Source organism: Streptomyces sp. TLI_105 (assembly GCF_900105415.1).
Lineage (GTDB): Bacteria > Actinomycetota > Actinomycetes > Streptomycetales > Streptomycetaceae > Streptomyces.
The window spans coordinates 7,725,180-7,745,241 of the sequence record NZ_FNSM01000001.1 but is presented as its reverse complement, the minus strand read 5'-3'; the positions used below and the strand labels follow the sequence as shown (position 1 = coordinate 7,745,241).

The window sequence follows — 20,062 nt, the reverse complement described above, 5'->3', positions numbered from 1 at the left end:
AGCGTATGAACGGATGAGCTGACCAGTGTCCAAGCACGACCAGGCCATGCGCCGCCATTTCCACGAGGCCGCCGCGCGGCGCGGCTTCTCCATCGCCCCGGCACAGGAAGCCGCCGTCGACCGGTTGGCCCACCTGGCGGCCGAACTCGCCCGGCCGGCCTGGACCTTCCCCGGGCCGCCCCGCGACCTGTACGTCTGGGGCCCGGTGGGCCGGGGGAAGAGCTGGCTGGTGGACACCTTCTACGAGGGGCTGCCCGCCGGGCGCAAACGCCGCCTGCACTTCCACGACTTCTTCCGCCGGCTGCACGACGGGGTGACCAGGCCGGGCGGCCGCCACGACGGTCAGAGCGCCGTCGACAGGGCTCTCGACGAACTGATCGGCGACAGCCGGGTCCTGGTCTTCGACGAGTTCCACGCACACGACGCGGGTGACGCGATGCTGATCGCACGCCTCTTCCGCACGCTCCTCGACCGCCGGATCACCCTGGTCACCACGTCCAACTACCCGCCCGCCGGACTGATGCCGGACCCGCTCTACCACCACTTGTTCGAGCCCACCATCAAGCTCATAGAGGAGCGGATGGACGTCCTGGACGTCACGGGTCCGGTGGACTTCCGCAGAGTCGCGGCGCCTCGGACGACGGACGGCGGCCGCCGGTTCGCGACGGGCCTGTGCGTGCCCCCGGGTGGCGCCGCCCTGGAGGCGCCCGGCCTCACCGTCCCGGCAGCCTCGGAGGCCACCACCGTCCAGGCCCACCTGCGGGAGCTTCCGGCCCGCGCGGTGCGCGGCGAACTCGTCTGGTTCGGCTTCGACGCGCTCTGCGAGACGGCGACGGCGGTGCCCGACTACCTCGCCCTCGCCGAGCGGTTCGCCACCCTGGTCCTGGACGGCGTGCCCCCGCTGACCGAGGCCTCCGCGGACGGGCGGCAGCGGTTCGCGAACCTCGTCGACGTCGCCTGCGACCGCGACGTCCGACTCGTCCTCATCGGTTCCGACCCGCTTGCCGCCCTTCCCGCCGGTCAGACCCTGACACGCGACCTGGACCGCACGGCCAGCCGGCTCGCGATGCTCCGACGGGCGGACTGAGCCCTTCGAGCCGGACAGTGGCCGAGACCGGTCCGGGTGGGCCGTGGCCGCGGGAGTTCGGTCATGCCGCCCGGACGAGCAGCGTGGAGTTCTCCGCGGCTCGGGACGACACGTCAGCGGCTTCGGCTCTTCGGACCGGCCGGCACGCGTTCGAGGGCTGCCCAAGGCCGATCCCGGGGACGGGCCCTACGCGAGGCCGGCGTCGATGATGTGCTCGGCCAGGGCGCGGGCCGCGGTGGCGGGCTCGACGTCGGGCCGGGTCGCGCCTGCGGCGAGGAGGCCGTCGACGAGGATGAGCAGCTGGTCGGCGGCGAAGTCGGGGCGTGCGTGCCCGAGGGCGGCGAACTCGTCCGCGAACAGGCCCCGGAGAGTGCGCCGGTACTCCCTGGTGACCTCGTGGCCGGGGTGCTCGGGGTCCGTGAGCGCGAGGTCGGCGGCGAGGTAGCGGCAGCCGTGGAAGTCCGGGTCGGCGGCGATGCGGCCGAGCCGGTCGACGACCGCGAGGAGCCGGGCCCGGGGGTCGTCCCCCGCCGCGTCCATGGTGGCGCGGTAGCGCTCCACGTCCTCGGCGGTGCTGCGGCGCAGCACCTCGGCGATGAGGCCGTCCTTGCCGCCGAAGTGCTCGTACAGCGAGCGGCGGGCGACACCGGCCTCCTTGAGCAGGGCGTCCACGCCGACGCCGACGCCCTGACGGTAGGTCAACTCCTGGGCGGCGAGCAGGAGTCGCTCGCGGGGGCCCGGCTTCACGGAAGTGCTCATGGGGCAATTCTGCAGCACTTGACACGGTAGATCAACCGGTCTATCTATATGCCTCGTAGACCGAACGGTCTATCTCTTCCGAGGAGGCGTCATGTCCGTACGCACCACCGCCGAAGTCATCGCCCGTTTCAACCGCGCGTTCACCGACCGCGAGGCCGGACTCCTGGCCGACCTGATCGCCGAGGACTGCGTCATGGAGAGCGTCCAGCCCGCGCCGCGCGGGGAGCGGGTCTCCGGACGCGAAGCCTGTACGGAGTGGTGGACCGCCCTCGTCGACGACGACACCGCGCGGTTCAGCCCGCAGGAGGTCATCGTGGCCGACGACCGCGCGACGATCGTGTGGGCCTACCGCTTCGGCGACGGGCCCGACCAGTGGGTGCAGGGCGTCAACGTGATGCGCGTGACGGACGGCCGGATCGTCGAGGCGCTCGGCTTCGGCAAGACGGCCGGAGAGATCCGGCCGGCCCCCGAGTCCGACGCCGCGTGAGGCCCGGACCGGGCCACCCGGCCCCTGCCGCAGCAACCCGCCTCCCCCGCGCCACCCACGTCTTACGAAGGGCATGACCCATGCGGAGCTATCACCTGTCGCACAGCGGGGCCGGGCTCTCCGGCCTCACCGTCCGCGAGCACGACGTCCCCACGCCCGGCCCCGGCCAGGCCCTGGTGGCGGTGCGCGCGACGTCCCTGAGCTTCCGCGAGCTCATGGTGCTCGACGGGACCTACGTCCTCCCGGTCGAGCCGGACGTCGTCCCCCTTTCCGACGGGGCCGGCGAGGTGGTCGCGGTCGGCCCGGACACCGACTCGGTACGCGTCGGGGACCGCGTCGCCGCCACGCTCTTCCCGTCCTGGCAGGACGGCCCCTTCGCCGTCGAGCACATCGCCCAGCGCGGTGGCTCCCTGGACGGCATGCTCACCGAATTCGCCCTCGTCGACGCGGACTCGCTCGTGATCGTGCCCGCGCACCTGACGTACGAGGAGGCCGCCACCCTGCCCTGCGTGGCGGTCACGGCATGGAACGCACTGACCGGCGACGGAGCGGGGATCCGCCCCGGCGACACCGTCGTCGTGCAGGGCTCCGGCGGCGTCTCCCTCTTCGCGCTCCAGTTCGCCAAGGCGCTCGGCGCGCGCGTGATCGCCACGACCGGCGGCTCCGCCAAGGCCGCGCGCCTGCGCGAACTCGGCGCCGACGCCGTCGTCGACTACGCGGCCGAGCCCGACTGGGCCGGCGCGGTCCGCTCCCTCACCGGAGGACGGGGCGCCGACCGCGTCGTCGACGTCGCCGGGCTCCTCCACGAGTCCGTCCGCGCCATCGCCCTGGCGGGCACCATCGCGTGCGTCGGCTTCACGGGCAGGACCGCCCCGCCGCTCGACCCGCACGCCCTCTTCGCCTCCGGCGCCACCATCCGCAGCGTGGCGGTCGGCAGCCGCGCCCAGTTCACCGACATGAACGCCCTGATCGAAGCGCACGGGCTGCGGCCGGTCGTCGACCGCGTCTTCCCCTTCGAGGAGGCCGTCGACGCCTACCGCCACTACGCCGGCGGCACGGCCTTCGGCAAAGTGGTCATCAGCCACTCCTGACCCCGGCGCCGCGCCCCGGCGCTCACCGGTTCCAGTACTGGGCGAGCGCCCCCTCTCGGTACGGAGCGGGGCTCACGCTCAGGTCACCGGCGAACGGGCGGTCGAGGACGAAGACCAGGAGCAGGCTGAAGCCGATGAGACCGGCGACGGAGGCGACGAAGAGGAGCTGGATCCGGAGCTTGCGCATGCCGTAGAGGAAGGTGAGCGGGACGAGGACGACGGCGCCGCCGAAGGCCAGCACCTGGAGCAGCGGCGGGAGTTCCTGCTGGGCCATGTTCAGGCGGGCGCGGCGCTGGGCGGCGACGTCGTTGAGGTGGCCGACGGCCTGCTCGTAGAAGATCTCCTCGCGCGGGGAGGCCGGGTCGTAGGCCTGGAGGACGCCGAAGGCGGACCGGAGGTGCGTCTCCGTCGCCCCGTAGCTCGGCTCTCCGGCGCGCATGCGGGGCCACTGGTCCTCGACGACCGCGTGGACGTAGCCGCTGAGGGCCGCGTCGAGGTCGGCGCGGACCGCGGGCGGGAAGGCGGCGGCGTCGCGGGCGATGAGCGCGGTGTCGGTGGCCTCGCTGGCGACGATGGTCTGCGTGCTGTCCAGCTGGGTCCAGAGGGTGACGATGACGAAGGCGAGGATGATCCCGTAGATCGCGCCGAACATCCCCAGCGTCACCCCGACCATGTCGTTGTGCTCCCCCCGGGCCAGCGACGGATACCTGCGGCGGAGCAGCACGCTGCCGGCCACCGCGAGGACGACGGTCCCGCCGACGGTGACCACGGCGAGGGTGAAGGTGCTGAAGTGGTTGAGGAGCCAGAGCGACATGTGCGGGGAGTCTAGGTGCGGCGCGCGGCCACTCCTGGCCCCTGAGGGCGATCGGGGTGAATGATCACTCGCCCGTGTCGGCAATGGAACACGCTGTCGCAACAGGGGTGCGGTACGAGGGACTTCACGTCGGCGGGAGTACGGCCGCCGACCGGTGCCCCTCGGGGGGCCGATCCGGCGCCTCGCGGGGGGGATCCGGCGCCTCGCGGGCGGCCGATCCGGTGCCGGAGGCCGTTCCGTGGGCTTCCCCCGCCTCGTAAATGTTCAGTCATGTGAACGACGTTCAGGTACACATCCATTGACGCGCGTACGACGGCCCCTCTAGCTTCCGGAGAAAGCGCTTTCTCGTCCAGTCCCGGAACGCCGTCCATCCCCCTCCTGGAGCCCCCAGATGCATCTGCGATCCGTCACGGCCTGCGTCGCTCTGCTGGCCGGCACGCTCGTCGCCCTGTCCGTGAACTCCGCGCACGCCGCGTCCACCCTGTACGAGGCCGAGGCCTCCCCCGCCGTCTGCAGCGGCACCGTGGACTCCGACTGGTCCGGCTACACCGGCAGCGGGTTCTGCAACGGCACCAACGCCCTCGGCGCCTACGCGCAGTTCACGGTGAACGCCCCCGCCGCCGGAACGGCGACGCTCGCCGTACGCTTCGCCAACGGGACCACCACGGCGCGGCCCGCCGGCCTCCTCGTCAACGGGGCGACCGTGCAGACGCCCTCGTTCGAATCCACCGGAACCTGGACGGCCTGGACCACCAAGACCCTGACCGTCTCCCTGAACGCCGGGAGCAACACCGTCCGGCTCAACCCCACCACCGCCGCCGGTCTGCCCAACGTCGACTCCCTGAACGTCACGGCCGCCGACGCCCCGCCGCCGACGGGCGGTGCGCTGTACGTCGCCCCGAACGGCACCGACGGCGCCTCCGGCACCCGGTCCGACCCCACGACGCTCACCTCGGCCCTCGGCCGGGTCGCCGCCGGCGGGACCGTCTACCTCCGCGGCGGCACCTACCGCCACTCCACGACCGTCACCATCCCGCCCGGCAACAGCGGCACGGCCGGCGCCCTGAAGACGCTGTCCGCCTACCCCGGCGAGACCCCGGTGCTGAACTTCTCCGCCATGACCGAGGACCCCGCCAACCGCGGCCTCGTCGTGAACGGTTCGTACTGGCACGTCAACGGCGTCGTCGTCGAGCGCGCCGGCGACAACGGCATCTACGTCGGCGGCAGTCACGACGTCATCGAGCGGACGGTCACCCGCTTCAACCGGGACACCGGCCTCCAGCTCGGCCGCATCGCCTCCACCACGCCCCGCGAGCAGTGGCCGTCCGACAACCTGATCCTCAGCGCGGAGTCGCACGACAACGCCGACTCCGACGGGGAGGACGCCGACGGTTTCGCCGCGAAGCTCACCGTCGGCACGGGGAACGTGTTCCGCTACGCCGTCTCCCACCACAACATCGACGACGGCTGGGACCTCTACACCAAGCCCGACACCGGCCCCATCGGGGCCGTGACCATCGAGGACTCCCTCGCGTACGACAACGGTACCCTCAGCGACGGGTCCCAGGCCGGGGCCGGCGACCGCAACGGCTTCAAGCTCGGCGGGGAGGACATCGCCGTCAACCACGTGGTGCGGCGCACGATCGCCTTCCACAACGGCAAGCACGGGTTCACGTACAACAGCAACCCCGGCTCGATGACGGTCTCGAACAACCTCGGCATCGACAACGCCCAGCGCAACTTCTCCTTCGACGCGGGCACTTCGGTCTTCCGGAACAACACCTCCTGCCGCGGCACCGGCAGCGGCACGAACGACCGGACCGTCGGCGACACCGACGGCTCGAACCAGTTCTGGACCGGCACGAACGGCTCCCGGTGCGCCTCCTCCACCGGGTCCCTGAGCTGGTCCTACGCCGCGGACGGCCGCCTCGTCGTGGCGTTCGGAGGCCGTACGGTCACGTGGTGAGCCCCGCCGGACGAACAGGCGACGCCGGTCCCGGGCCCCGCCCCGGGACCGGCGTCGCCGGGCGAGGCGCCCCGGGAGGACGAACCGCCCTCCCGGGCGTCAGGCCGCGCCGGACGGGCCGACGACCGGGGCGGGGCCGACGACCGTCAGGGGGATGCCCAGGCCCTCGCACATCCGCCGGGCACGGGCGAGCGCGCTGAGCGAGGCGGGCGAGGGATCGGCGGTGGGCAGCTGCATCCTGACCAGACGGGGGCGATGCGCCAGGAGGAGCGTCTCGATCTGCAGAGCGGCCGCGGCGCGGCTGGGGACGTCCAGGTCGTGCAGGAGTGCCAGGTGCAGGACTCCGTCCTCGACCAGATGCCTGATGAGCATGGCTCCTCCTGCTCCGGATCCCGCTCCTCGCCGCAGGACGCTCCTTTTCGTGAGAGCACCGCGGAGGGCGACACGAGCATTATCTGCACAAAGCGTCGTCATCGGCAGTCGCAGCGCACACGCCCGGTGGTTCCGGCGCCCCGGACGGCGACGGCCCGCTCGTGCGAGCGCGCTCCCCCGCCGAATCCGTCCGCGCGGGTCCGTTTCCGGTCGACGCCACGGGTTACACGCCAGCCATGGTCACCCAAGACATTCCCCGTCGCACCCTCGCGCTCGCCCGCGCGGCGCTGCCTTCGGCCGAAGGGCCGGGGCGCGTCCTGGCGGCGATGGAGCGGGTCGAGAACTCCGCCCGGTACGACCGGGTCGCCGACGTCCTGCGGCGGGCCGTGCGCGGCCTCCCGCTCGGCCGGGCCCGGGACGCCCTCCACGGCCGCTGGCTCGGGCACCCGGTCCATCCGCTCCTGGTCCAGCTCCCCATCGGGGCCTGGCTGTCGGCGGCCGTGCTCGACCTCCTCCCCGGCGAACGCCGGGCGGCACGCTTCCTCGTCGGCGTGGGCCTGGTGGGGGCGCTGCCGTCCGCCGTGTCGGGCTGGACCGACTGGGCGGAGCTGCGCCGCCCGCAGCTGCGCGTGGGGCTCGTCCACGCCGCCGCGAACATCACCGGCGTGGCCCTCTACACGGCCTCCTTCTCGGCCCGGTGCCGGGGCCGGCACTGGCGCGGGAAGGCGTGGGCCTTCTGCGGTCTCGCCGCGATCGGCACCGGCGGGGCGATCGGCGGCCATCTGGCGTACCGGCAGTCGGCGGGGGCGAACCACGCCGAGGAGGTCGCCGACCTGGTCGGGCCGGGCTGGCACGACCTCGGTGAGGTGGCCTCCCTGCCCCAGGGCCGGCCCTGGCAGGGCCGTATCGGCGAGGTGCCCGTCGTGATCGTGCGGGGCGCGGACGGTGAGGTCCGTGTCCTGGCCGCCCGGTGCAGTCACATGGGCGGACCGCTCGCCGAGGGCACCGTCGTCGACGGCTGCGTCCGCTGCCCCTGGCACGGCAGCACCTTCCGCCTGTCGGACGGCTGGAACGTGACCGGTCCCGCCACGGCGCCGCAGCCCGCCTTCGAGACGCGGACCGTCGAGGGCCGCCTCGAAGCCCGACTCCGTACGCGTCTCACCGACGGAGACTCCGAGGCCTGAGCGGCGGGCGCGGCGGTCGGCGCGAGCGGAAGCCCCGTCGGCGAAACCCCCGAGGCCCGAGCGGTGGGCGCGAGCGGAAGCCCCGAAGCCCGAGCGGTCGGCGCAAGCGGAAGCCCCGCCGGCGGAAGTCCCGAGGCCTGAGTCGTCCGTGTGAGCGAAAGCTCCGGGCGCTTGGGCCATCCGGGCTGTGCGCCCCCGGTCCGGCGGCGTCGCGTCGACGCCTGGGCGCCCATCGTCCCGGCCGCCGCCCAGCCGTGGAGGGGAACCGGCGAGCGGCTGCTTCGGGGGACCCCACGAGGCGGGTGCCCCGTCCGCGCCGCTTCATGCCACCCCCGCACGGGCGGCTGCCGGCCCCGTGGTGGGCCCGTTTCCGCGCGGGGGCCCCGGGCAGACGCCTCAGAGGCCACGGCAGTGTGCCCCCGCCGAAGGGCGGGCGGACCGAACCGGAGGAACCTATGGACCACTCGCACGCCCCCGTACTCGAGGCACTGCAGGACTTCCGACGCCGGGGAGACGTCGTCTTCGGCCCTCCGGGGCACAAGCAGGGCCGCGGGGCGGATCCCAGGGTGACCGCCGTGGTCGGATCCGACGTCTTCCGGTCGGACGTGCTGATGCTGAACGGTCTGGACGACCGCAGGATGTCCCAGGGTGTCCTGGAGCAGGCCCAGGAGCTGATGGCCGACGCGGTGGGCGCGGAGAAGGCCTTCTTCTCGACCTGCGGAAGCTCGCTGTCGGTGAAGACCGCGATGCTCGCCGTCGCGGGGCCGGGCGAGAAGCTGCTCGTGTCCCGCAACGCGCACAAGTCCGTGATCGCGGCGGTCATCGTGAACGGGGTCGAGCCCGTCTGGGTGCACCCGAAGTTCGACGCCGACCGGCACATGGCCCACCCGCCCGAGCCCGACGACGTGCGCCGCAAGCTCGAGGAACACCCGGACGCCAAGGGGATGCTGTTGATCACCCCCACCGACTGGGGCACGTGCGCCGACGTGCGGGGCGTGGCCGAGGTGTGCCACGCCGCCGGCGTACCGCTGATCGTCGACGAGGCGTGGGGCGCCCACCTGCCGTTCCACCCCGACCTGCCGGTCTGGGGCATCGACGGGGACGCCGACCTGGTGATCACCAGCGTGCACAAGATGGGCGGGGCGATCGAGCAGAGTTCCGTCTTCCACCTCCAGCACGACCGGGTGTCGCCCGAGGTGCTCAAGCAGCGGGAGGACCTGCTCGGGACGACGAGCGCCTCCACGCTGGTGTACGCGACGCTCGACGGCTGGCGGCGGCAGATGGCCGAGCACGGCAAGGAGCTGCTCGACGGGGCGCTGCGGCGGGCCCTGCGGGTGCGCGAGGCCGCCGCGGGGCTGCCGGGGCTGGAACCGATGGGCGCCGAGGTCGTCGACGCGGGGCTCGCCGCCGACCACGACCCCCTCAAGGTCGTCATCGACGTCCGGGGCCTCGGCATCAGCGGGATGCAGGCGGCGGAGTGGCTGCGGGACAACCGCCGTGTCGACGTGGGCGGTTCCGACACGTGCCGGATCTCCGCCTCGATCACGCACGCGGACGACGACCGGACGGAACGGCGGCTCGTGGAGGCGCTGCACGCGCTGGTGGACGGCGCCGACGGGATCGCCCCGCGGCCGGACGTACAGCTGCCGGCGTCCCGGGCGTTGGAGCTGGAGCAGGTGTGCCTGCCGCGCGACGCCTTCTTCGGGCCCGCGGAGCACGTGGCCGCGGAGGACGCGGTCGGCCGGGTCTCGGCGGAGACGATCAGCCCGTACCCGCCGGGGGTTCCGGCGGTGGCGCCCGGTGAGCTGATCAGCGCCGAGGTGGTGGACTACCTGCGCAGTGGCGTCGCGCACGGTCTGCTCGTGCCCGACGCCGCCGACCCGTCCCTGAAGACGTTCCGGGTGGCGGCGCGAGGCGCCGCCGCCTGAGCGGAGGGCCGCCGTCCACCGGCGCGCGCCCGGTCCCGCGAGGACCTCCTGCGTCCGGCCCGGCACGGATCACGGCGGGCTGCACCTGTCGAACACCGGGTGCGTTCCGGGCGGGGCGTGGCATGCTCAAACATATGGAGGGCGATTTCGCGGCTCCCGACGCGGGCGAGGGGGCGGCACCCGAGGTGCGCGCGTTGGCGAAGGTCGTGGCGCGGCTGCGCGCCGAGGTCGTGGACCTGGAGGGCGGCGCCTCGATGACGGCTGTCCTCGAGCGGGCCAAGGGCGTGGTCATGGCTCAGGCGGGAGTGTCGGCGGACGCCGCCTACCGGCTGCTGCTCGACCGCGCCGAGCAGCACCGCAGAACCCTCCTGGAAGAGTGCTGGATCACCCTGGGCCGTGTCGGGGAGGGAGGCGCGTCGACGGCCGGGCGGCCTGCGGCGCCCCCGTCCGACCTGCCGCGGGAGGAGGACCCGTCGCCTTTCAGCACCCCTCGCTACGTCGTCGGCGGAGCCCGGCCCGCCGGTCACGGCTGGGCCCTGGCCCAGCTGGCCCAGGGGCTGGCGCACGCACGGACCCCGGGCGATGTCGCGGAGCTCCTCCTGGCGACCCTGGGCGAGCCCGAAGGCGTGGACGCCGTGATGATCTACACCGTGGCGGCGGCCGGAAACCTGGAGCTGGTCGGCAGCGCCGGCGTGAGCGACGAGCTCGCCGGGCAGTGGAGCCGCATCCCGCCCCTCAGCGGCGTCGCGGCGCTGGAGGCCGTCGGCGCACAGGAGGCGGTCTGGCTGGAGGACGTGCGGCGGGACGGCGACCGCTACCTCCTGATCGGGGACCCGCCCGGACGGTGGCCCTCCCGGGCCTGGCTCCCCGTCCCGGGCGGTCTGCCGATGACGACGGTCGTCGGCTTCTTCCGCACCCGCCCGGGGCCCTTCGACGCCCGGGCCCGGACGCTGCTGCGGCGGGCCGTCAGACTCTGCGTCGGACCCCTCAGGGAGGACCGGGGCCCCCTCGGAGACGACGCGTCCAGTGAGGACGTCGCCGCCGTCCAGGCGGTTCTGGACGCCCTGCCGGGCCCCGTGGTGCTGCTCGCCCCGCTGCGCTCGGAGACCGGTGACGTCGAGGACTACCTGATCGAGGCGGCGACGCCCGGGGCGGTCGACGTGGCCGGGCGACGCGGCAAGGAGCTGGTGGGCCGGCGGATCCTGGAGACGTACCCCACGGTGGCGGGCACCGCCCTGTGGGAGGGATACCTGGACACGCTGGTCACGGGGTCGGTCTACGAGGGCGATCCCTTCACGTACGAGGAGGTGACCGCCGGCGTCCAGCAGAAGTCCGTGTACTCGGTCCGCGCCTCGCGGCTCGGCGGACGCCTCGTGGTCTCCTGGGTGCGCCATGACACCAGCGAGCGCGAGACCCGCCTGCTGGCCGACATGCAGCGCCTGGGAAACCTGGGCTGGGCCGGCTGGAACCTGATCACGGACACGATCACCTGGTCGGATCAGGTGTACGTCATCTTCGACCGCGACCCCGCCCTGGGACCCATGCGTCTGGAGGAGCTGCCGGAGCATCTGGTGGCCGAGGACCTGCCGAGGCTCGGCGCGGCCGTCCAGCGGCTCCTCGGCGACGGCCGGGCCATCGACGAGCCCTTCCGCATCAGCACCGCGCACGGCATACGGCACCTGCGGATCGTCGCGGAGGCGCAGCGGGACGCGGACGGCACGCCCGTCGAGGTGCACGGCTTCTTCCAGGACCTCAGCGCGCAGAAGGACGCCGAACTCGCCCTGCGCGACAGCGAGCGCGAGAACCTCGTCCAGCGCGGCATGCTCAAGGCCGAACGGGCCCTCGGCGCCCGGCTCCAGGAGACCCTGCTGCCGATCCCCGAGCAGTCGCTGGCGCTCGCGGGGCTGTGCGTCGACGTCGCCTACATGCCCGCCGACCGGGGCCTGAACGTCGGGGGCGACTGGTACTCGGCGATCGAACTGCCCGACCGGAGCGCGCTGTTCGTCGTGGGAGACGTCGCCGGCCACGGCCTGGCGGCCGTCGGCACCATGGCTCAGCTGCGGTTCACCGCCAAGGGCATGAGCGTCACGGGATCCGGTCTGCCCGACGTCCTCAGCAGGCTCAACGCCCTTCTCCTCCACACGGCGGACGACGAGCGCGGCGCCACCGCGACCATGGTCATGGGCCGCTACCAGCCCTGGGACCACCGTCTGACCTGGGTCCGGGCGGGGCATCCGCCGCCCCTGCTGATCCGGGACGGGGAGGCGCGCTTCCTGCCCCAGCCCGAGGGTCCGCTGCTCGGCGCCCTGCACGGCTCCCGGTACGAGGAGGCCGTGGTCGACCTGCTGCCCGGGGACCATCTGCTGTTCTACACGGACGGTCTCGTGGAGGAGCCGGGCGAGGACATCACGGTGGGTCTCGACCGCCTCGCCGCCGAGGCGCTGCGGCTGGTGCGCGGGGGCCGTGGCCTCATGGTCGCCCGGATGCTCGCCGGGACGGGCACGGGGAACCGGGACGACGTCTGTGTCCTCGACATCCATGTGCCCCGCCGCCGGGAGGGGACCTAGGGGGTGTCGCGCCGGGGCGGGCGGCCGGTGTTTTCCCTTGCGGTACCCGGGCAACCGCATCGAGGGAACCGTCTCAGCGGAGACCGGTGAACGCGTGCAGCCACCGGAGGCGTCATGACCGAGTTCGGGTACTTCCTCTCCTGCGAGGAGTTCGGGCCCGCCGATCTCGTCGCCCAGGCCCGGATGGCGCAGGACGCCGGCTTCCGGTCGCTGTGGATCTCCGACCACTTCCACCCCTGGAACGAGGCGCAGGGCCAGAGCCCCTTCGTGTGGTCCGTGATCGGGGCCCTGTCCCAGGCGGTGCGGCTCCCCGTCGAGACGGCCGTGACCTGCCCGACCGTACGTCTCCACCCCGCGCTGGTCGCGCAGGCCGCGGCCACCTCCCAGCTGTTGCTGGAGGGACGCTTCCGCCTCGGCCTCGGCAGCGGGGAGGCGCTCAACGAGCACGTCCTCGGCGACCCCTGGCCGTCCGCCGGCGTGCGGCTGGAGATGCTGGAGGAAGCGGTGGAGGTCATCCGGCTCCTGTTCACCGGCGAGACGGTCACCCACCGGGGCAGGTACTACACCGTCGAGAACGCCCGGATCTACAGCCTGCCCGACACCCCGCCGCCCCTCGACGTGTCCGCCTTCGGCCCCCGGGCCGTCGATCTCGCCTCGCAGATCGCCGACGGTCTCGTCACCACCGCCCCGGACGCGGACCTCATCGCGCGGTTCCGGGTCCGTGATCCGGGCCGGCCGGTGTACGCGGCGACGAAGGTGTGCTGGGCGGAGTCCCGCGCCGAGGCGGTGCGGACGGCCCACCGGATCTGGCCGACCGAGCACCTGCCCGGCGAACTGAACCAGATCCTGCCGACCCCCGCCCACTTCGAGCAGGCCTCCACGCTGGTGACCGAGGAGGCGGTCGCGGCGGCGGTGGCGTGCGGCCCCGACCCCGAGGAGCACGTCCGGCACCTCCGCCGCTTCGTGGACGCCGGCGTCGACCGGCTGCACATCGGCCAGATCGGCCCGGAACAGCGCGGCTTCTTCGACTTCTACCGCAGGAAGGTGCTTCCCCTGCTCGACGGCGCGCCCTGAGGGCGCGGTCCGGCCGGGACCGCCCGTGGGTCACCGGCGCAGGGCCACGGCGGCGTGGTGGCCGTCCGGGACGGTGACGTCGGCGAGGAGCCAGCCGGGCGGTGCGGACGGGACCGGTCCCGCGCCCACGTACTCGGCGGACGGATCGGCGCCCAGGCCGATCCCGAGCCCCTTCAGGTAGGCCTCCTTCCTGGTCCAGACGCGGGCGAACGCGGCGGGCCGGTGGGCGGGCGCGAGGACGGCGAGTTCCGCGGCCTCGGCGGGGTGGAGGACCTCCGAGGCCTCCGCCACGGTGTGCGCCGCCGGCACCCGCTCGATGTCCACGCCGACGGGCGTGGACGCGACGGCGATCAGGCTCAGCCCCTCACAGTGGGAGAGCGAGAAGTGCGCGCGCCCGCCGGTCAGTACGGGGCGTCCGTGCGGCTCGCCGCAGCAGGGGCACGGCGCCCGGGCCACCGACACGGTGCGGGGTGCGACGCCCAGGTGGGCGCCGAGCAGACGGCGCAGCCCGACGTGCGCGCACAGGTAGGTGGCGCGGTCGCCGGAGCGGCGGAACTCCTCGGCGCGGGCCAGTTCGTCGGCGCCCAGGACGAGGGGGGCGTACCGGGTGACGGTGTCCTGGTGGGCCTCGGTGGCCACCAGCCACAGCTGCGGCCGGACCGGGCGGAGCCCGGGCAGCCGTGGCAGGGCCGTGGTCAGGGGCGGGAGCGTGGTCGGGATCAGCGGGCCGGCCGGCGGAGCTGCCGGCGGTGGCGGGGAAACCAGCGGGATCATGTCTGCCTCACACGGAAGTGGCGGTGGGCTCCGGTGCGTTACGGGCACGGGCGTCGGCGCGCGGCGCGGCGGTGGCCGCCCCGCCGCGCAGGGCGACGGCCGCGGCGACCGGGGAGAGGAGGGCGAGGCCCGCGCACAGCAGCCAGGTCCCGGTCACCCCGAGGTAGAGCGAGACGGGGCTGAACACGGCCAGGGACAGGGGTGCCGCGCCGATGCCGGAGAGCGCGAAGGTGGACATCGCGGCGCCCATCCGGCCCTCGGGGACGGCCTGTTGGTAGGCGGTGACCAGGGCCGGGCCGTTGAGGCCGGAGAGCAGGCCGACGGCTCCGGCCGTGCCGGCCAGGACGACGGGCGAGGGAACGAGCGCCATGGCGGCCATCCCGGCCGCGAGGCCGACTCCGGTCACCACGAGCTTGGTGTGCGCCGGGATGCGGTGGGCGAGCGCCGCGCCCAGGGCGGCGGACGCCAGCGCGCCGGCGCCGAAGACGGACAGGACCATGGCGACGGCGCCGACTCCCCAGCCCTCGTCGGCGGCCCGCAGGGGCAGGGCGACCTCGGCCGGCCACAGGAAGGCCAGGTCCATGCAGAAGCAGGCGACGAACATCCAGCGCAGTCGCGGGTGCGCGGCGAGGAGGCGGAAGCCGTCGCCGGAGCGGCGCAGCAGGGAGGGTCCCTGGGCGGCGCGCTCGGGCCGGGACATGCCGTGGGTGACGTGGGTGGCGCAGGCCAGCCAGACGGCGCAGCCGGCGGCCGCGGCCGTCATGGCCACGGGCAGGCCTCCGACGACGACCAGCCAGGCGCCGAGGGGCGAGCCGGCGATGGGGGCGAGCCTCAGCACCATGGAGAAGAGGGAGTTGGCCCGGCCGAGCTGGTCCTGCGGGGCGAGGCGGGGCAGCAGGACCCCGGAGGCGGGGCCCGTGAGGCCGAGCAGGACGCCGTCGACGAGGGCGACGGCGATCAGCGGCCACAGGCTCTCGGTGGTCGCGGTCACCACCGTCCCGGCGGCGAGGACCAGGACGCGGACGCTGGTCGCGCGGAGGAGGACGGCGCGGGGTCCGAGCGCGTCGGCGAGCGCTCCGCCGAAGAGGAGCAGCAGGGCGCGCGGCAGGGTGGCGGCGAGGGTGACGTACGTGACGGCTTCGCGGCCGCCGAGCTGGACCGCGGTCCAGCTCATGGCGATCAGGAGGGCGAAGCTGCCCGCCTGGACGGCGGCCTGGCCGATGACGAGACTGCTGACGCGACGCCAGTCGACGGTGGGCTCTCGGCCTGCCGGTGCGCTGGTGGTGGGGGTCGTTCCCATGGGGTCGGCTTTCTGTGATCGAAGGACGGGGGGCCAGGACGGTGGGCGGGGGGCCGCCTCAGAGGGGTGGGCGGACGGGGACACGGACGTCGGTCGGGTCGCCACGGAGGCCGGCGGCGACGGCCAGGGCCACCGCGCGGTCGGTGGCCCGGCGCACGGCGCGGCGCCGGCGCGGGCCGAAGGCACTGGGCCGGGAGGCGACCTGGGCGGGGGGTCGGGGCGTACGGAGTTCGACGCGGCCGCCGAGGTAGCTCCGACCCGCCTCGGCGAGGGCGCGCTGGGCCGTGCGCCGGGCCGTGACGACGAGGTCGGTCCCGTCGTGGGCGACCGTCACGGAGACGCCCGGCGCCTCCCGGACGGAGAAGCAGGCGTGGACGGCGCGGCCCCCGCCACGTCGCCGGTGCGCGGTCACGGGGTCACTCCCGTGGGGTCGGTGGCGGCCGGGGACGGTGCGTCGACGGTGTGCTCGGCGTGGGACGGGTGGCTGTCGGGCCACCACAGGTCCTCGGGGCCCAGGGCGGCGACGGCGTACTTGCCCAGGGCGCTGATGAGCAGCCGCAGTTCGAGGGCGATGCTGTCGGCGAGGCGCTCCAGGCCGTGCTCGGGGTCCTCGTCGACGGCCACGAGGGCCGCGCGGCCGAGGCCGACGGCGGTGGCCCCGAGGGCGAGGGCGCGCACGGCGCGGCCGCCTTCCCACATGCCGCCGGTGGCGAGCAGGCAGCCGTCGGGGCGGCCGATGCGGCGCAGACATTCGGCGAGGGGCAGGCCGACGTGGTCGAGGAAGACGCCGGGGGCCCAGCCGGTGCCGCCTTCGGCTCCGTCGACGGTGACGGCGTCCGCTCCGGCGGACCAGGCGGTGCGGGCGGCGTGGGCGATGTCGCGGCCCGGGTGGAACTTCACCCAGGGGCGGGCCTTGGGGAAGTTGTTCCGCATGAAGCGCAGCTGCTGGCGGAGGATCTCGTCGGTGAAGGTGCCGGGGGTGGCGCAGCGCAGCCGTCGCTCGCCGTCGGGGTCGAGGACGTCGCTGACGGTGAAGCGGCGGGCGAGCAGCTCCGCCTCGGCACGGTCGACGACGGTCATGCCGCCGAGGCCGGGTTTGGCGCCCTGACCGGTCTTCAGCTCGAAGGCGAGCCGGCCGGTCTCCAGGAGGGGCCGGAAGGCGGGGTCGCTGTAGAGGAGGTTCCAGACCTCGGAGTCGGCGTCCTCGGTGGACTGCTGGACGACGACGCCGCCGACGCCCTCGGGTGCGGCGTCCAGGTAGGCCTCGACACGGGCGAGGAGGGCCGAGCGGGTGGCGTCGCCGGCACGGCGGTAGCCGTGCACGGGGATCATGTTCTCGCCGATGACCATGGGGATGCCGAGACGGGCGGCCTGCCGGCTCGCGTGGACGGCGAGGTCGCCGCTGCCGGCGCGGGTGGAGCCGAAGGCGGAGAGGTAGAGGGGCAGTCGGGTGGTGAAGCCGCCGACGCGGGAGCCGAGGTCGACGTCGGTGAACTCCGGTTCGCGGGCGAGGTCGATGAGCTTCTCGAGGCGCTGGGGCATGAAGACGGGCGGGACGATGCGCGCCCGGTCGAGGCCGTCGGCGGCCACGGTCGCCGGACCCGGCCCGTACAGTCGTGTGCCGTACGTGGTGGGGTCGGGGAAGACCTCGGCGGTGCCGTTGCGGGCGCGGGCGCGGATCTCCCGCTCGGGGAAGCCGGGGGCGCCGAGGGCGGTCACGGGGCCACCACCCCAGGGAGCTTCGGGTAGGCGCTGACCTGCCACAGGGCGTCGAGGCCCGTGAGGAAGCGGACCAGGCGCTGCAGGCCCATGCCGAATCCGGCGCTGGCCGGCATGCCGTCGCGGGCCTCCTTGAGGTACCAGGCGTACTTGGCGGGGTTCTCCCCGCTCTCGCGCATGCGGGTGACGATGGTGGCGTAGTCGGCCTCGCGCTCGCTGCCGGAGACGAGCTCGCCGTATCCGTGCGGGGCGATCAGGTCGAAGTTGCGCAGGACGCCGGGGCGTTCGGGATCCTCTCGGTCGTAGAAGCCGCGGGAGCCCTTGGGGTAGTCGTTGACGAAGAAGGGGCGGTCGCTCTCCAGGGAGAGGATTCGCTCGCCGGCCCAGTCGATCTCGCCGTCGGGGTTCTGCGGGTGACCGGCGGCGAGGAGGCGGGCCACGGCGTCGTCGTGGGTGCGGACGTCGTACTTGCCGGCGCGGACGTCGGCGAAGTCCCCCTCGACCCGGCCGAGTTCACCGAGGATCTCGGGGACGGCGGTCCACACGTGCTCGGTGACGTGGGTGAGCAGGCCGGCGGCGATCTCCTGGGCGTCCTCGCGGCTCCCGTCGGCGATCTCCACGTCGATCTGGTGGAACTCGACGAGGTGACGGCCGGTGGTGGCGGTCTCCTCGGGCTCGACGCGCACGTTGGGGGCGACGTAGAAGAGCCGGGGGAAGCCGCGCAGGGAGGCCTGCTTGTAGAGGATGGCGCTGGTCATCAGCTTGTACGGGTGGCCGTAGTAGTCGACGTCGAGGGCCTTGGCGCCGCGGCCGCCGGGGTCGGTGACGGGCCCGACGAGCGGGGGCAGCAGCTCGGTGAAGCCCTCGCCGCGCAGGAACGCGCGGGCGGCGTGGAGGGCCTCCTGCTGGACGAGCATGGCGGCGCGCAGCCGGGGCGAGCGGAGGTGCTCGCCCAGCGGGGGCGGGGTCGCCGGTACGCCGGCGGAGAGGGGCTGGTCCATGGCGGAACTCCTGTCGGGGTAGGCACGGGTGGTCGGGCGGCAAGGGTGGCGGGCGTGGGTGGCCGAGTGGCGGGCGTGGGTGGCCGGGTGGCGGGTGCGGGTGGCCGGGCGGTGGGTGCGGGTGGCCGGACGGTGGGTGCGGGTGGCCGGACGGTGGGCGTGAGGGGCCGGGTGGCGGGTGCGGTGGTCGTGGGTGACGGAGCGGGGCGCGGTCAGACGGTGAGCGGGGTGGCCGGCGGGCGGTCGTGGTCGCCGTCGCGGTGCCGGGGGCTGTCGTAGCGGTCGGCGACGTGGTGGAGGGCGGCGAGCAGACCGGCCGAGGTGAGCGGGGCGGCGTCGGCGGCCGTGTCCGGGCGGATCGGCATGGCGCCGGTCCGTGCCCAGCGGAGCCGTCCCTCGGGGTCGACGAATCCCACGGAGCGGCCGGCGTTGTCGGGGTGGAGGCAGAACGGCACGTCGAGCAGCCCCCGTTCGAAGGCGGCCGGCAGGGCCCGGGACAGGTCGGGGTGGAGGCCGAGGACGGTCTCGATCAGGGTGCGGGCCTCCTGGTACACCTCGCCGTCCCCTTCGGCCGTGAGGGTGGGGGCCGGGGGGCCGGCGAGCGCGGCGGCCGCGGCGGCGGTCTCCAGGGCGCGGACGTTCTCCTCGACGGTCGGGATGCGGTGGGCCTCCGCGGTGGTCTTGACGATGAGGCGGCCGGCGCCGGAGCGCACGGCGAGCCGGGCGGAGGCTTCCAGGAGACGGGTGGCGCCCTGTTCGGTGCGGGGGTAGACGCCCATGTAGGTGTAGAGGACGACGTGGTGGTCGACGTCGTCGGGCAGGAACTCGGCGGCGAGCCGGTGCAGGGCGCGCAGGGCCTCCTCGTCCTGCCCCGGGTCGGTCTGCTGGGCGTAGCTGAGGGAGACGCTGCGCAGCCCGAACCGGGCGAAGAACAGGCACTCCAGGACGCTCACGGCCACCAGCAGGCCCGGCGGGCAGAGCTGGCCGAGGAGGCAGCCGCCGAAGCTCTCCAGATGGGGCACGACGCCGGGCCGCGCCGTGGCGGCGAGGAGTTCGCAGGCGCGGGCCCAGGCGGTGACGGACTCCCGCAGGGGGGTGCGGCCGTAGGGCAGGCAGTAGGAGACGGGGCCGCCCTCGGTGGCGTCGAGGCCGGCCGCGGTGAGCGCCCGGACGATGGCCAGGGGGCGGGCGGAGCCGTGCCGGACCTGTACGGGGAAGTCGGCGTCGAACAGGCCGTCGAGGACGGTCCGGGTGGTGGCCGGGGAGTGCGCGGCGATCGGGTAGCCGTTGAGGCGGCTTCCGTCGGCCACGGCGGCGCGGGCGGCGGCGAGGTCGCCGACGCGGGTGTAGCTGTCGACGGTCAGGGTGCCCGCGGTGTGGGCGGTGGCGGCCCTGGTCCGGGCGAGTCCGGCCCGCATGCGGCCGGGGTCGCCGAAGCCCATGCGGGGCTGGACGACGAGCCGGCCGGCGGTCATGGACGCCGCGACGAAGCCGCCGAAGCCGGGGAGGGGGGCGGGGGCGGTCAAGCCGGCACCTCCCTGCGGGCGCGCGCGGCGAGGAACTCGCGCAGGGCGTCCAGGTCCTCGCCGAGCACGGCGTCGCAGCCGGCCTCGGTGAGCCGTGCCACGTCGGCTTCCTGGCGGTGTCCGGCGACGCCGAGCTTTCCTCCGAGCACCACGGGAAGGCCGGCCAGGGCGTGCACCTCGCGCAGCCGACGGACGGCGGCGAGTCCGTCGCGGTAGCCGTGCCCGTTGACGCTGCTGAGCACCACCGCGTCGGGCGCGTGCCGCAGACAGCCGGCGACCAGCAGCTCGGCGGGGGCGCAGGGACCGAGCCCGACGACCTCGTGGCCCTGTTCCTCGAGGAAGAGACGGAGGTACACGAGATTCCATGTGTGGGAATCCGATGCGGTTCCGCTCAGGAGTATCTTCATGTGTCG

The 20,062-nt window shown here is 74.3% G+C and carries 18 protein-coding genes; 8 read left to right on the top strand and 10 right to left on the bottom strand.

What is annotated here, in order from left to right; genetic code table 11:
- Positions 1-25: 25 nt before the first annotated feature.
- Positions 26-1,087: a cell division protein ZapE gene (gene zapE / locus BLW86_RS35230; protein ID WP_256341531.1), complete on the top strand. Its 1,062-nt coding sequence runs from the start codon at positions 26-28 to the stop codon at positions 1,085-1,087.
- Positions 1,088-1,273: 186 nt separating this feature from the next.
- Here zapE and BLW86_RS35225 read toward each other — a convergent pair whose 3' ends face one another.
- The gene (locus BLW86_RS35225) at positions 1,274-1,846 is read right to left on the bottom strand and encodes a TetR/AcrR family transcriptional regulator (RefSeq protein WP_093877774.1); all 573 of its coding nucleotides are present in this window, start codon (positions 1,844-1,846) and stop codon (positions 1,274-1,276) included.
- Positions 1,847-1,937: 91 nt separating this feature from the next.
- On the opposite strand from BLW86_RS35225, the gene BLW86_RS35220 reads away from it, so the two are divergent.
- Both BLW86_RS35220 and BLW86_RS35215 read left to right on the top strand, forming a co-directional pair.
- The gene (locus BLW86_RS35220) at positions 1,938-2,333 is read left to right on the top strand and encodes a nuclear transport factor 2 family protein (RefSeq protein ID WP_093877773.1); all 396 of its coding nucleotides are present in this window, start codon (positions 1,938-1,940) and stop codon (positions 2,331-2,333) included.
- Between the two features lie 80 nt (positions 2,334-2,413).
- A complete protein-coding gene (locus BLW86_RS35215) occupies positions 2,414-3,424 on the top strand; it encodes a zinc-dependent alcohol dehydrogenase family protein (RefSeq protein WP_093877772.1) in 1,011 nt (336 codons plus the stop codon).
- Positions 3,425-3,446: 22 nt separating this feature from the next.
- On the opposite strand, the gene BLW86_RS35210 is transcribed toward BLW86_RS35215, so the two are convergent.
- On the bottom strand, positions 3,447-4,238 hold the full coding sequence (locus BLW86_RS35210; protein ID WP_093877771.1) for a bestrophin-like domain: 792 nt from the start codon (positions 4,236-4,238) through the stop codon (positions 3,447-3,449).
- A 391-nt stretch (positions 4,239-4,629) separates the two neighbouring features.
- On the opposite strand from BLW86_RS35210, the gene BLW86_RS35205 reads away from it, so the two are divergent.
- Complete coding sequence (locus BLW86_RS35205; RefSeq protein ID WP_093877770.1) at positions 4,630-6,204, top strand: carbohydrate-binding protein; 1,575 nt, start codon at positions 4,630-4,632, stop codon at positions 6,202-6,204.
- 99 nt (positions 6,205-6,303) lie between these two features.
- Here BLW86_RS35205 and BLW86_RS35200 read toward each other — a convergent pair whose 3' ends face one another.
- A complete protein-coding gene (locus BLW86_RS35200) occupies positions 6,304-6,576 on the bottom strand; it encodes a hypothetical protein (protein WP_093877769.1) in 273 nt (90 codons plus the stop codon).
- Positions 6,577-6,812: 236 nt separating this feature from the next.
- Here BLW86_RS35200 and BLW86_RS35195 point away from each other — a divergent pair, with 236 nt between their 5' ends.
- The 4 genes from BLW86_RS35195 to BLW86_RS35180 all read left to right on the top strand — a co-directional run bounded on the left by BLW86_RS35195 (position 6,813) and on the right by BLW86_RS35180 (position 13,329).
- Positions 6,813-7,760 carry a Rieske (2Fe-2S) protein gene (locus BLW86_RS35195; RefSeq protein ID WP_093877768.1) on the top strand — a complete coding sequence of 316 codons (948 nt, stop codon included), beginning with the start codon at positions 6,813-6,815 and terminating at the stop codon, positions 7,758-7,760.
- A 455-nt stretch (positions 7,761-8,215) separates the two neighbouring features.
- On the top strand, positions 8,216-9,688 hold the full coding sequence (locus BLW86_RS35190) for an aminotransferase class I/II-fold pyridoxal phosphate-dependent enzyme (protein WP_093877767.1): 1,473 nt from the start codon (positions 8,216-8,218) through the stop codon (positions 9,686-9,688).
- A 134-nt stretch (positions 9,689-9,822) separates the two neighbouring features.
- Positions 9,823-12,255, top strand: coding sequence for a SpoIIE family protein phosphatase (locus BLW86_RS35185; protein ID WP_093877766.1), 2,433 nt, complete (start codon positions 9,823-9,825; stop codon positions 12,253-12,255).
- Between the two features lie 114 nt (positions 12,256-12,369).
- On the top strand, positions 12,370-13,329 hold the full coding sequence (locus BLW86_RS35180; RefSeq protein ID WP_093877765.1) for a TIGR03557 family F420-dependent LLM class oxidoreductase: 960 nt from the start codon (positions 12,370-12,372) through the stop codon (positions 13,327-13,329).
- Positions 13,330-13,359: 30 nt separating this feature from the next.
- Here BLW86_RS35180 and BLW86_RS35175 read toward each other — a convergent pair whose 3' ends face one another.
- From BLW86_RS35175 to BLW86_RS35145, 7 genes are all read right to left on the bottom strand, one after another.
- Complete coding sequence (locus tag BLW86_RS35175) at positions 13,360-14,103, bottom strand: 4'-phosphopantetheinyl transferase family protein (RefSeq protein WP_093877764.1); 744 nt, start codon at positions 14,101-14,103, stop codon at positions 13,360-13,362.
- 7 nt (positions 14,104-14,110) lie between these two features.
- Positions 14,111-15,403, bottom strand: a complete 1,293-nt coding sequence (locus BLW86_RS35170) for an MFS transporter (RefSeq protein WP_093877763.1) — start codon at positions 15,401-15,403, stop codon at positions 14,111-14,113.
- Between the two features lie 58 nt (positions 15,404-15,461).
- The gene (locus BLW86_RS35165) at positions 15,462-15,815 is read right to left on the bottom strand and encodes a hypothetical protein (RefSeq protein ID WP_093877762.1); all 354 of its coding nucleotides are present in this window, start codon (positions 15,813-15,815) and stop codon (positions 15,462-15,464) included.
- Positions 15,812-17,122 (bottom strand): glutamate synthase-related protein, encoded by a 1,311-nt coding sequence (locus BLW86_RS35160; protein WP_093877761.1) that lies wholly within the window; start codon positions 17,120-17,122, stop codon positions 15,812-15,814. Before BLW86_RS35160 ends, BLW86_RS35165 begins: the two co-directional genes overlap by 4 nt.
- On the bottom strand, positions 17,119-18,123 hold the full coding sequence (locus BLW86_RS35155) for an asparagine synthetase A (RefSeq protein WP_093877760.1): 1,005 nt from the start codon (positions 18,121-18,123) through the stop codon (positions 17,119-17,121). The genes BLW86_RS35160 and BLW86_RS35155 overlap by 4 nt, the downstream gene beginning before the upstream one ends.
- A 212-nt stretch (positions 18,124-18,335) precedes the next feature.
- A complete protein-coding gene (locus BLW86_RS35150) occupies positions 18,336-19,649 on the bottom strand; it encodes a methylaspartate mutase (protein ID WP_371129642.1) in 1,314 nt (437 codons plus the stop codon).
- Positions 19,646-20,056: a cobalamin B12-binding domain-containing protein gene (locus BLW86_RS35145; protein ID WP_093877759.1), complete on the bottom strand. Its 411-nt coding sequence runs from the start codon at positions 20,054-20,056 to the stop codon at positions 19,646-19,648. Before BLW86_RS35145 ends, BLW86_RS35150 begins: the two co-directional genes overlap by 4 nt.
- Positions 20,057-20,062 lie beyond the last annotated feature (6 nt).